A 13,485-nucleotide genomic window follows, 5' to 3' on the forward strand; every position below is an offset into this window, starting at 1 on the left:
TTTTTAAATCAGGCCCAACAAGGACCCGACCTAAATTTCGATTTTTGTTTTAAGCTGCCGCTTTTTGTTCCTTAATCCAATTTTTAATACGGGCATCGAGTATATTTAGAGGCAGTGTTCCTGCATTTAAAACCATGTCATGGAAGGCTTTGATATCAAAACGGTCTCCAAGCTCCTGTTTTGCGAGCTCCCGTAGCTCTAAAATTTTGAGTTGGCCCATTTTGTATGCCAATGCTTGTGCAGGAATAGCAATATAGCGATCTGCCTCTGCCTGAATATCTGGTTCATCTAAAGCTGAGTGTTCACGCATAAAATCAATCATTTGCTGACGGGTCCATTTTTTATAATGTACGCCAGTGTCCACCACTAAACGACAAGCACGGAACAACTCACTCGATAGTCTTCCATAGTCTGAAAGCGGGTCTTTATAGAAACCAACGTCTTTACCCAATTGCTCTGCGTAAAGTGCCCATCCTTCAATATAAGCGGTATGGTTGGGTTGCTTTCGGAACATCGGCAAATTTGGCAAGTTTTGGGCAATATCAATCTGCATATGGTGGCCGGGAATTGCCTCATGATAAGCAGTCGCTTCCATTGATATTTTGGAACGTTCAGAGAAGTCGCCAGTATTTACATATACTTGTCCGGGGCGTGAACCATCAGGTGTGCCTTGGTGATACTCCGCACCTGCCGCTTCTTTTTCTCGATATTGCTCTACAGGTAAAACTTCCACTTTATTTTTGGGTAATAAGCCAAACAGCTTCGGCAACTCTGGTTGCATTTGGGCAATATACCCGCGATAAATCTCTAAAATTTCTTCACGAGATTTTGGAAAAACAGCGGGATTTGTTTTTAAAGATTGTTGGAAACTTTTTAAATCATTAAAACCTTGTGCTTTAGCAATTTTCAGCATTTCCGCTTCTATACGAGCAACTTCTTTTAACCCGAGCTGATGAATAGTTTCAGGGCTTTCCGACGTGGTTGTATTGTTTTCTACATAAAAACGATAGAGCTCGTCACCGTTTGGCAAACTCCATATACCCTCGTGCTGTCGTCCATAGGGTAAGTAATCTTTTTGAATAAACGTCCCGAGTTTTTGATAAGCAGGGCGAACATTCTGATCTATGGCCTGTAGTATTTCACGGCTTAAACGCTCTTGTTCTGCTTTTGAAATATTGCTTGGAAATTGCTTTAATGGAGAAGCAAAAACACTGTCTGCCCCTGCGGGCGTCGCAATGCTATCAATCTGCTTTGCCACCTTTTCAAGTAAATATTTCGGTGGTATCAAGCCATCTTTTTGTCCTTGTTTCGCTAACTGAATACCTTGATCAAGAATAAGAGGAATTTGTTTTAAACGAGCAGTATAGTCTTGATATTGCTTAACATTATCAAATGTAATCGAACTAATAAATCCCGGAAATTGTAAATGTAGTCCCCACATTTGATTAAAAGGCATCTCATACAATTTCAAATCATAATTTTTAAGTGTTTCTTTCAACTGATAAATCATTAAATCTTTATTTAATTGATCAGTTGCTGAAAATCCTGTGCTATCAATTGCTTCGAAACGTTTTAAAAAATTTTGCGTAGTTTTTTTATCTTTCTCAATCTGAGTTTTTGAAATCTCGGTCCATCGATCGTTATAGCGTAAGTCTCCTAAAACGGTTGCAGTTTCAGGACTATTTTTCAAAGTATATTCCCACTGTTCCTGTAAAAGTTGGTTTAAAACTTTCACCCGAACAGAGACATCACTCTTTTGTTTAGATTGTGATTTTTCGATGGTATTTGTATTTATTTCGGGGGTTGCAGCATCAGAAGAATGAGACATCCAAAATAAAACACTGATACAAGCAAAATGTAAGGTCCTGTTTTTCATTTAATTATCCAAACATATTTAACGAAGTTTAAAATAAAGACAAAACAAATTACGTGCCAAGCAGCATATAAAATAGTGTAAAAATCGAGTATTTTTTAACTCAATGATTTTATAAATTAATTTTCTTTTTAATTAAATTAATTATAGTTGCTATCTATATTCCGTATCTGACTTTAATTTACCAGAAAGTCAAAAAAAAGCGCACATGAGCGATCTCAGTGCACTTTTTCATTTCTACATTAAAAATTGTTTCTCAAGAAAACAAATATTGATAAACAATATACGCAGCCAGTTTTGCTGTTCGATTGTCCAAATCAAATTTTGGATTGCACTCGGCAATATCTAAAAGATTGATTTTGCCAGTCTCTTGAATATGCTTAAAAATCGCTTCAAAAGTGGCTAAATCAATTCCTTTGACAGCGGGTGCACTGACTCCCGGTGCAACCGCAGCCGTGAATACATCTAAATCAATCGTAACGTACAAATAGTCTACTTTTTCAATAAAAGCATCAACCGCTGCAAGCACGTTGTTTAGGTTAAAAATATTAACCTCATGATCACGTAAATATGAACAATTCAGCGCATCGGCAGTATCAAACAAAATTTTAGTATTGGCATGGTTGGCAACCCCAATACATAAATAATTAAATTGTTTTTGATGCTGTTCTGAAAGTCGAGCTGCCTGTAAAAAAGGTGTTCCAGAGGTGGCATGCTCTGCTTCACGCAAATCAAAATGGGCATCGAAATTAATAATGCCGATTTTTTTATCTGGTGCGTAGGCTTGTACATATTGGAACAGACCGCTAAAGCTGCCAAATGCAACTTCATGTCCACCGCCCAATACAACAGGTTTTAAGCCATGTTCTAGGCTATTTGCGACTTGTTCAGCTAATTCGCTTTGTGCTTGCTCTAAATTGCCATATTCACAGGTCACCGTCCCTAAATCGACAATACTGACTGGGCGATGAATCGGTAAATTAGCAAGTTGGGTACGAATCGCATCTGGTGCATCGGCAGCACCAACTCGGCCTTTATTACGTTTCACGCCTTCATCAGAGCTAAAACCAATCAGGGCAAATTCAGCATGTTGGGTGGTATTCACAATATGGTGAATACGTTGATGTGCCTCACCCTCGCCATCATGTCGGCCTTGCCATTTAAATGTGTGATTCATGTGACACCGTTTAAAAAATAACTTCTTGTCCATGCTGAACGACTCGCTTAGGCAAATCTCCGCCCAGCCAGTAAACAATTTCAGATGGATGCTCAATATCCCAAGCGACAAAGTCAGCGACTTTACCCTGCTCCAAACTACCGTGTGTTTGCTCTAAACCGAGCGCTTGTGCAGCATGAATAGTGACACCTGCTAATGCTTGCTCAGGTGTCAGACGGAATAGCGTACTACCCATGTTCAGCATTAAACGCAAAGAAAGTGCCGGAGATGTGCCGGGGTTTAAATCGCTCGATAGCGCAATACGCACGCCATGCTTAATCAGACTTTCAATCGGTGGGTATTGGGTTTCACGCAATAAATAAAAGGCACCCGGTAATAACACTGCAATTGTGCCTGACGCTGCCATTGCTTTGACGTCATCTTCAGTCATGTATTCTAAATGGTCGGCCGACAAAGCATGATAACGTGCTGCCAAGCTTGAACCACCTAACGATGAAAGCTGCTCAGCATGCAGTTTGACGGGTAAGTTTAAAGATTGTGCTGTTTTAAACACACGTTCAACTTGAGCAGGTGAAAATGCTAAATGCTCACAGAACGCATCAACTGCATCGACTAAGCCTTCAGCATGCAGTTTAGGCAGCATTTCTGTACAGATATGCTCGATATAAGCGTCGCTTTGGTCTTTGTACTCTGGCGGTAAAGCATGTGCAGCTAAACACGTACTTTTTACCGTCATCGGTAATTTTTCACCAATTTGACGGATCACACGCAGCATTTTGCGCTCGTTTTCGTAGTTGAGTCCGTAGCCAGACTTAATTTCAATGGTGGTTACACCGTCTTGTTGCATGCAGCGAATACGCTTAAGGGCTGAGTTCAGTAATTGTTCTTCGCTGGCTTCTCGGGTTGCGCGTACTGTACTAGCAATACCGCCACCACTTGCAGCAATTTCAGCATAACTCACGCCCTGTAAGCGCTTTTCAAACTCAACACTACGGTTACCACCAAATACGCTATGCGTATGACAGTCGATGAACCCCGGGGTTACCCAAGCGCCATTTAAGTCAACTGTTTCGGAATAAGTGTCGGCAGGAAGTTGTTGTTGTTTTCCAATCCAGTGGATGAGATGCCCTTCTGTGACAATTGCAGCATCTTCAATGTAGGAATATTGCCCATTTTGCATGGTGGCAATATGGCAGTTTTGCCAAAGTTTTTTCATTAGCCTATCCTCGAAACTGCCCAACAGTAAAACTATTGGGCAGCTGATTTGTTAGCTTTCCATTTCTATGTTTTGCTGGACAGGCTCACTTTCCTTTCCCAAGCTTTGCTCTGGTTTTACCCAAATACGATAAGCAATAGTTAAGAGAGCAAGCCAAGTGATTCCTACATAAATTGCAGGACGCGAGTCTGGGAAGTAGCCCATCATCACTAAAATGAACACCATAAAACCGATTGCAAAAGCAGGGGCATATGGCCAGCCAAATACAGGGAAATCAAGTGCCTTAATTTCAGCAGTAGATAATTTACGGCGCATCGCGACTTGCGAAAGCAAGATCATGAGCCATACCCAAACAGTTGCAAACGTTGCGATTGATGCAATGATGACAAACACATTTTCAGGAATCAGGTAGTTCAGCACGACACCAATTAACAGCACGCCAGCCATAACCACAACAGTCATCCAAGGCACGCCATTACGCGATAATTTTTGGAAGATTCGAGGTGCCTGACCACGATTTGCCATACCGTACAACATACGGCCTGCACCAAACACATCACTGTTAATTGCCGAAATTGCAGCAGTTACCACCACAATATTTAAAATATTTGCAGCAGATTTAATGCCTAAGTTTTCAAAAATTTGTACAAACGGACTGCCTTGGCTACCAATCTGGTTCCATGGGAAAATCGACATGAGTACAAAGATGGTTAGTACATAGAAAAGTAAAATACGTACCGGAACAGCATTAATTGCTTTCGGTAAAGTGGTTTTCGGGTCTTGTGATTCACCTGCTGTAATACCAATAATTTCGATACCACCGAAAGCAAATACCACTACAGATAAACATGCAACCAAGCCTGCAATGCCATGTGGCATAAAGCCTTCATAGATCCATAAGTTTTGAATCCCCGGCACTACACTGCTATGGTCAGCATGGAAGCCATAGAACATCAAACCTAAGCCACCTAAAATCATGGCAACAATGGCACTCACCTTGACAATTGAGAGCCAAAATTCGAGTTCACCAAAGACTTTCACATGAATGAGGTTAATTGCGCCCAAGAACATGATGAGAGACAAAATCCAGATCCACCGTGGGACATCGGGATACCAGAACCCCATATAAATACCAAACGCAGTGACATCGGCAATTGCAACAATCACCATCTCAAAAACATAAGTCCAGCCTGTCGTAAAGCCGGCCAAAGGACCAATGTATTGAGAAGCATAGTGGCTAAATGAGCCAGAGACAGGGTTATGGACTGCCATTTCACCCAGTGCGCGCATCACAATATAAATTGCAATCCCTGCAACGATGTACGCAAGTAATACTGAAGGCCCTGCCATTTTAATAGCAGTTGCCGAACCATAGAAAAGCCCAGTTCCAATTGCTGAGCCCAATGCCAAGAAACGAATGTGGCGGGTGTTTAAGCCCCGCTGTAGTGTGGAGTTTTGTGACATTATAATCTCCAATCCTTGAGGAAATTTAGTTGGATTCGGCCACTCCATGTGACCGTTTTATCAATCACACTTCAGATAAACTAGGGAGTAGTTTTGGAATGAGTAACTCGTTTAGGCAACCACTCGCAAGCAATTCACTAGCCTGTTCGATATCAGGAGCAAAGAAACGGTCTTCACTGTAGTAAGGAACTTGGTCGCGCAAGATTTTACGAGCTTGTTCAAGTTTAGGCGAGCTTTTTAAACCTTCACGGAAGTCTAGACCCTGACAAGCGCCTAACCATTCAACAGCTAAAATGCCGCGGACGTTATCAGCCATATACCAAAGACGTTTACCAGCATTTGGAGCCATCGATACGTGATCTTCTTGGTTGGCTGAAGTCGGTAAGCTATCCACACTTGCAGGATGTGCAAGCGCCTTGTTGTCACTTGCAAGAGCAGCGGCGGTTACCTGAGCAATCATAAAGCCCGAGTTAACACCACCATTTGCTACCAAGAACGGTGGAAGCTGTGACATATGACGGTCCATCATCATCGAAATACGACGTTCAGACAGTGAACCAATTTCTGCAATTGCCAATGCTAAATTGTCGGCCGCCATTGCAACAGGTTCTGCATGGAAGTTACCACCAGAAATCACGTCACCTTGTTCAGCAAACACAAGCGGGTTATCAGATACAGCATTTGCTTCAATTTCTAATACTTCAGCAGCCTGACGGATTTGAGTTAAACATGCACCCATCACCTGTGGTTGGCAACGTAAAGAATATGGGTCTTGAACTTTGCCACATTCTTCATGTGAACGAGAGATTTCACTCGAATCAGTCAATAAATCGCGATAAGCCGCAGCCACATCAATTTGACCACGTTGGCCGCGTACTTCGTGAATACGCGCATCGAAAGGTGCACGTGAACCAAGCATTGCTTCAACACTTAAGCCACCACAAACTGTCGCGGCAGCAAATAAATCTTCTGCTTCAAATAAGCCGCGTAAAGCATAAGCCGTCGAAACCTGCGTACCATTTAAAAGTGCCAAACCTTCTTTAGCCGCTAAAGAAATTGGTTCCAAACCTGCAATTTTTAAAGCTTCAACTGCTGGTAACCATTCACCTTTATAACGTGCCTTACTTTCACCAAGTAAAACTAAAGACATGTGTGCAAGTGGTGCCAAGTCACCAGAAGCCCCTACTGAACCTTTAAGTGGAATATGTGGGTAAACTTCAGCATTAATTAAGGCCAACAAAGCATCAATGACTTTACGACGAATACCGGAGAAACCACGTGCCAAGCTATTTGCTTTCAATAGAATAATTAAACGAACCATTGCATCATCAAGTGCTTCGCCTACACCTGCGGCATGCGAAAGAACTAATGAACGCTGTAATTTTTCTAAATCTTCAGGCGCAATTTTAGTTGAAGCAAGTAAGCCAAAACCTGTATTAATACCGTAAGCTGTACGTCCTTCATTTACAATTTGCTCTACACAAGCCACGCTTGCATTAATTGCAGATGAAGCACTTTCATCTAGTTTAACTTTAATTGGGTTGAGATAAGCTTGACGTAAATCGGCTAAGGTCAGTTTTCCCGGTTGGATCAGTAATTCCATGTTGGCTTCCTAATTTTTTGCACTATATTCTGCTGAGACGGTGCTTTTCACAATTGCAAAAAGCACCGCCAGTTCTTCCATGTATTTTTATTGCGTGATCATTGGCAAGTGTAGGCCTTGCTCTTTGGCACAGTTAATCGCAATTTCATAACCTGCATCGGCATGACGCATAACACCTGTTGCAGGGTCATTGGTTAGTACGCGAGCAATACGTGCAGCAGCTTCATCTGTACCATCACACACAATCACAACGCCTGAGTGTTGAGAGAAGCCCATACCTACACCGCCACCATGATGTAGAGACACCCAAGTTGCGCCGCCTGCTGTATTTAACAATGCATTTAATAAAGGCCAGTCTGATACTGCATCTGATCCGTCTTGCATTGCTTCAGTTTCACGGTTAGGACTTGCAACCGAACCTGAGTCTAAGTGGTCACGACCAATCACGATCGGTGCAGACAATTCACCGCTACGAACCATTTCGTTAAATGCCAAACCAAGTTTTGCACGTAAGCCCAAACCTACCCAGCAAATACGCGCTGGTAAGCCTTGGAAACTAATACGTTCACGAGCCATGTCTAACCAGTGATGTAAATGCTCATCATCAGGAATTAACTCTTTAACTTTGGCATCTGTTTTATAAATATCTTCCGGGTCTCCAGAAAGCGCTGCCCAACGGAATGGACCAATACCACGGCAGAACAATGGACGGATGTATGCAGGTACGAAGCCCGGGAAATCAAAAGCGTTTGCTACGCCTTCTTCTTTCGCCATTTGACGGATGTTATTGCCATAGTCAAATGTTGGAACACCCATTTTTTGGAAATCAAGCATGGCTTGTACGTGTTTCGCCATCGACTGTTTCGCAGCTTTTACAACAGCTTCTGGTTCTTTTTTCGCGCGTTCACGGTATTCATCCCAAGTCCAGCCTACTGGTAAGTAGCCATTAAGTGGATCGTGTGCACTTGTTTGGTCAGTCACCATGTCTGGACGTACACCACGGCGTACAAGCTCAGGTAAAATTTCAGCAGCATTACCATGGAGTGCGATTGAAATTGCTTTACCTTCTTTTGTATAGCGATCAATACGTGCTAAAGCGTCGTCTAAATCAGTTGCTTGTTCGTCTACATAACGGGTACGTAAACGGAAATCGATACTTGCTTGTTGGCATTCAATGTTTAAAGAACATGCACCTGCAAGTGTTGCAGCTAAAGGCTGAGCACCACCCATACCGCCTAAACCAGCAGTAAGAACCCAACGACCTTTTAAATCACCATTGTAATGTTGGCGACCTGCTTCAACGAAAGTTTCATAAGTACCTTGTACAATACCTTGGCTACCAATGTAGATCCACGAACCCGCTGTCATTTGACCGTACATTGCCAAAGCTTTAGCGTCTAATTCGTTAAAGTGTTCCCAGTTTGCCCAGTGCGGTACAAGGTTTGAGTTTGCAATTAAAACGCGTGGCGCATCTTTATGAGTTTTAAATACACCTACTGGTTTGCCTGATTGAACTAATAAAGTTTCGTCAGTTTCAAGATTTTTTAGCGTATCTACAATTTTGTCGAAACATTCCCAGTTTCGTGCTGCACGGCCAATACCACCGTATACCACCAATTCTTTCGGGTTTTCTGCAACGTCCGGATCAAGGTTATTCATCAACATACGCAATGGGGCTTCAGTTAACCAACTCTTAGCCGTTAATTCAGTGCCGCGTGGTGCACGAATTTCTACATCACGAAATTTTGTTGTCGTTGTTGTCACAGTCGGACTCCTTCCTTTGAGCTTACATCAGCAGAACATCACTTGTTTCTGCATTTGTATAGTAATGTATTAACTTGTATATACATCCATATACTACACAAATATTTTTCGGCGTGAAGAGGCTTGCTCGTATTTTTTTAAAGAAATTGAATAAGCTTATGAATTAAATTAATTTATTTTTATAGTTGACATAAAAAAAGCACATATCTTCTAACAAGACATGTGCTTTTTAATCAGTAAACTATATCTTTTTAACGTTGAATTAACTCAATGATATAGCAACTTTTGAGCTGTTTTTTTGGAAAATTGATTGATGTGACACCAGATTTTTTCTCAATTTTTAGCGTCTCATGAGCAGCAAGCTGAACAAAATCATCATCAACGTTCACTTCCGTTTCACCACCCTGATTAAAAATAAAAATCAGGTCTGCCGAGCTTATAAATGCCTGCTCCGCTGCCTCATTCAACCACTGAAAACGGGCATGAAACTTTGCAGGATCATAAATTAAATTTAAATCCCGAATTGCACCGTCTACCAGTCCACTTTGGACCTGACTTTCACCATGAAAAGCAAAAATATCGCCCTGTTTCAGCTTTTTGGCAGGAAGGTTATCGACATGCAGTACCATGCCCTGCCCATCGAGTACGCTAATAATGCGTTGCTTATTGGGAAATAACGAAAATGGCCCAGAAGTTGTTACATCTGCCATCGAAATGCGCCACTCAAAGTCGGCTTCACCTTGGCTTCGAGCAATTTCTAAAGTAAAGCCTGCACCATTTTTCCAAAGCATTTTTGTATATTGATCGGCCCTGATCAATTTAATCATGGATTAAATTTCCCTTCGAGATAATAGCGACTGCCCGGATAAATCAATCGTGCACTTGAAATGAGTTGTTTGTTTGACCATGTGCGACGGCGGATGAGTAAACACGGTTCAGCTTTAGTAATCTTTAACCACTTACACTCTTGAGGTGATGCTAAAACGGCCTCAACAATGTGTTCACCTTCTGTCACGGGTGCTTTTGCCATGAGGTAAGCATTTGGGGTAATAGTTTTAAAATCTTGTTCTAAATAATCTGGAATCAGTGCTGCATCAACTAAACGATCTTCGACCTGAACAGGCACATCATTTTCATAATGCACAATAATCGAGTGAAATAATTTTTGCCCTTCGCGAGTCTGCATTAACACGCTTTGCTCTGCATTTGCATAAATTTGTTCTAAGACTAAAACTTCAGCATGGTGCTTATGGTTTCGTGCAATAATCTCATCGGCAATATTGTTAATTTGGAAAAGTGCAGTTCGGCCTTGCCCTTCAGCAACGAAAGAACCAACACCCTGAATTCGAACAAGTAAGCCTTCTGTTGTTAACTCGCGTAGCGCACGGTTTACCGTCATACGGCTACAGCCGAGTTGATTAACGAGTTCACTTTCCGAAGGAATTTTTTTATTTACAGCCCAAGAGCCTTCATAAATCTTTTGTGAAATCAGCTGTTTTACGCGCTGATATAAAGGAACTGGACTATCAGCTTCAATCGAAAGCTCAGTATGTTCTTGTTTTGATGTTCTGGGCATAACAAATACTCAAAAAGGCAGCAGGCAAAAAGGTATTTTAGTTGACATGCTATGTATATACAACCACATACAACATGTTAATTTATGAATTAAATATATTTTAAAAAGTTTAAAAAATAAACATAGCTCGACAAGAGCTAATTTAAAGTTTTATGTAGAGAAATTCAAATATATAAAGGCTTTATCAACATTTATTTAATAGTTATTTTTGCTAAGTCAGTGCCCCATCCCAGAAAACAAAAATATCATTTTTCTGGTTTACGAAATGATGCTTAAATTTTTTATTTAAAATAACTGATCGATAGTATTCTTCTGCCACACAGTATATTAATAAAACTGGAAGCACATCGAATGCGTAATTATAAAATAGATATTCTTCGAGGAATTTCTATCCTTTTGGTTCTTTTACATCATTTTAATATTCCCTATAACCTTAAAGATACATGGTTAGGTTTTGATTTCTTAGGTGAAGCATTTAGCACAGTCATCGCAAGAAACGGAAATTATGGCGTCACCATGTTTTTTGTGATTTCGGGTTTTTTAATTACCCATCACACTTTAAAACGAGACAAACAATTTTCTGCAATTAACCTCAAGCATTTTTATATCAGACGAGCAGCACGTATTTTACCGTGTCTGGTATTACTCATTTTAGGTGTAAGCATACTTGGTTCATTTGACTTAAAACCCTTTATGAACCAAGCACCCAATGGCATTGAGGTCTCTTATCCTTTAACCATATTTGCAGCCTTAACCTTCTGGATGAATATCCTGATTATTAAATTTGGTTGGGTAAACTACGCTTTAGGCGTGTTGTGGTCGCTCTCTGTAGAAGAAGTTTTTTACTTTGTTTTTCCATTATTATGTCTACTTACGCGTAGTAATAAGGTCTTTGTTGCTGTACTTGTTGGTGTAATTTTATATGGGCCTTATTTTAGGTCTCTCCATTTTGGAGAAGAAAGCGGCGCTTATTTATATCATTATTTTTCAAGTTTTGATGGTATAGCGGTGGGCTGTTTAACGGCAATTTTTTCTCATAAATATCAGCCAAACTGGACCTATAAAAAACCTCTTTCATGGCTAATTATTTTGAGTATGACCGCTCTATATTTATATGCGCCCATTAAAGAAGTCAGTACATGGGGTATTAGCTTATTTGCTCTTGCCACAGGTTTACTCATTCTGTGTTTCCAACATCCTTCCGAAACACAAGCACATAGTCTATTTACCAAAGTAATGGTCTGGTTGGGGCAAAGGAGTTATGAAACTTATTTGTTTCATCTGGTTGTGCTGGGCCTTATGAAGGTTGCTTTTATTCCAGCCCAAACCGACTCTAGCATTAAAATTATGCTTTTAATTGGCTATCTGATTCTAACTTTCATCATTAGCGCAGCAATTGAAAAATATTATTCCACACCACTTAACAGCTACATTCGAAAGGTTTTTATTAAAGATAAATCATAAAAAATAAGCCCCTTGAAAATAGGGGCTTTTTTATTAAGCGATCAACATCGTTTCATCATCTTGCTTAAAAGGATTAGACCAGCTCTGCCAAACTTGCGGACCTAAAGCCATTTCTTCATCGCTTAACAAGCAGCTATCTAAGCGTTGTATTAAAGCTTGCTCATCCATTTGCATACCAATTAAAACCAGCTCCTGACGCGCATCACCTGTGCGGGCATCCCAGTTTTTCTTAATTTCTTCAATACTGGCTAGGTCACTCGGCCAGTCTTCTTCTGCAACGGCTGCCCACCAATAACCAGCTAAACCGTGTCGAGCCATTGCTCCCGCTTGTGACCATGAGTAAGCCAATGTCGGTTCGGCAGCCAACCAGAAAAAGCCTTTGGAACGCACGACTCCCGGCCATTCAGCCTGTACCAAATCATAAAAACGCTCTGGATGGAAAGGTCGGCGGGCACGATAAACAAAGCTACTTATTCCATATTCTTCAGTTTCAGGTGTATGCTCACCGCGTAACTCTTTTAACCAGCCCGGTGCTTGCGCGGCTTCATCAAAATCAAATAACTGTGTATTTAAGATTTTATCTAAAGCGACCTTTCCAAATTGAGCAATTTCAATTCGGGCACGCGGATTTAACGTTTTTAAAATGGCGATAAGCTGGTCTTGCTGAGCCTGATCAATCAAATCAATTTTATTCAGTACAATCACATCACAAAACTCAATCTGATCGATAAGAAGGTCAACCACAGTTCTCTCATCTTGCTCGCCTAATGATTCGCCGCGTTGTTGTAGGGTGTCAACTGAGCTGTAATCTTTAAGAAAGTTAAAAGCATCGACTACCGTAACCATAGTGTCGAGTCGAGCAAACTCATTGAGTGAGTTTCCATCTTCATCTTCAAAGGTAAAGGTTTCTGCCACAGGTAAAGGTTCTGAAATGCCTGTTGACTCAATCACCAATTGGTCAAAGCGTCCTTCATTGGCTAAACGTCTCACCTCAACCAATAAATCTTCTCGTAACGTACAACAGATACAGCCGTTACTCATTTCAACCAGTTTTTCATCTGTTCTTGAAAGCTCTGCCCCACCTTCGCGTACTAATGCCGCATCAATATTCACCTCAGACATATCATTAACAATCACGGCAATACGGCGGCCTTCGCGATTATTTAAAATATGGTTGAGTAATGTGGTCTTTCCTGCACCCAAAAAGCCCGATAAAACAGTGACGGGAAGCTTGGCAAATGAGTTGGCGATTGCAGTGTGCATGGCTTGATCTCTTTGAATAATATTTAAACTGATCATGGCTGGCCATTTAAATATGGCCAGATCACAGGCGTAATGTATTTCTAAA

At 41.0% G+C, this 13,485-nt stretch carries 10 protein-coding genes; 1 reads left to right on the forward strand and 9 read right to left on the reverse strand.

All coding sequences use genetic code 11. The features are described 5' to 3' along the window. Positions 1-49 precede the first annotated feature (49 nt). From EGS71_RS12500 to hutC, 8 genes are all read right to left on the reverse strand, one after another. Positions 50-1,876, reverse strand: coding sequence for a DUF885 domain-containing protein (locus tag EGS71_RS12500; RefSeq protein ID WP_000797596.1), 1,827 nt, complete (start codon positions 1,874-1,876; stop codon positions 50-52). A 253-nt stretch (positions 1,877-2,129) separates the two neighbouring features. Beyond that, positions 2,130-3,050: a formimidoylglutamase gene (gene hutG, locus EGS71_RS12505; RefSeq protein WP_001016891.1), complete on the reverse strand. Its 921-nt coding sequence runs from the start codon at positions 3,048-3,050 to the stop codon at positions 2,130-2,132. 10 nt (positions 3,051-3,060) lie between these two features. After that, complete coding sequence (hutI, locus tag EGS71_RS12510) at positions 3,061-4,266, reverse strand: imidazolonepropionase (protein WP_000737794.1); 1,206 nt, start codon at positions 4,264-4,266, stop codon at positions 3,061-3,063. A gap of 51 nt (positions 4,267-4,317) precedes the next feature. Beyond that, a complete protein-coding gene (locus tag EGS71_RS12515; protein ID WP_000081464.1) occupies positions 4,318-5,730 on the reverse strand; it encodes an amino acid permease in 1,413 nt (470 codons plus the stop codon). Between the two features lie 64 nt (positions 5,731-5,794). After that, positions 5,795-7,333: a histidine ammonia-lyase gene (hutH, locus tag EGS71_RS12520; protein ID WP_000421600.1), complete on the reverse strand. Its 1,539-nt coding sequence runs from the start codon at positions 7,331-7,333 to the stop codon at positions 5,795-5,797. A gap of 87 nt (positions 7,334-7,420) precedes the next feature. After that, the gene (hutU, locus tag EGS71_RS12525) at positions 7,421-9,097 is read right to left on the reverse strand and encodes a urocanate hydratase (protein WP_000214181.1); all 1,677 of its coding nucleotides are present in this window, start codon (positions 9,095-9,097) and stop codon (positions 7,421-7,423) included. Between the two features lie 251 nt (positions 9,098-9,348). Continuing rightward, entirely contained in the window at positions 9,349-9,924 is a 576-nt protein-coding gene (locus EGS71_RS12530; RefSeq protein ID WP_000593444.1) for a HutD family protein, read from the reverse strand. Beyond that, positions 9,921-10,673 (reverse strand): histidine utilization repressor, encoded by a 753-nt coding sequence (gene hutC, locus EGS71_RS12535; protein ID WP_001138319.1) that lies wholly within the window; start codon positions 10,671-10,673, stop codon positions 9,921-9,923. The genes EGS71_RS12530 and hutC overlap by 4 nt, the downstream gene beginning before the upstream one ends. Positions 10,674-11,024: 351 nt before the next feature. Here hutC and EGS71_RS12540 point away from each other — a divergent pair, with 351 nt between their 5' ends. After that, complete coding sequence (locus EGS71_RS12540; RefSeq protein WP_001246970.1) at positions 11,025-12,137, forward strand: acyltransferase family protein; 1,113 nt, start codon at positions 11,025-11,027, stop codon at positions 12,135-12,137. A 33-nt stretch (positions 12,138-12,170) separates the two neighbouring features. Here EGS71_RS12540 and zigA read toward each other — a convergent pair whose 3' ends face one another. Next, a complete protein-coding gene (gene zigA, locus EGS71_RS12545; protein WP_000624557.1) occupies positions 12,171-13,436 on the reverse strand; it encodes a zinc metallochaperone GTPase ZigA in 1,266 nt (421 codons plus the stop codon). Between the last annotated feature and the right edge of the window lie 49 nt (positions 13,437-13,485).

Source organism: Acinetobacter sp. FDAARGOS_559, assembly GCF_003940475.1.
In the GTDB taxonomy this organism is placed as follows: Bacteria; Pseudomonadota; Gammaproteobacteria; order Pseudomonadales; family Moraxellaceae; genus Acinetobacter; species Acinetobacter baumannii.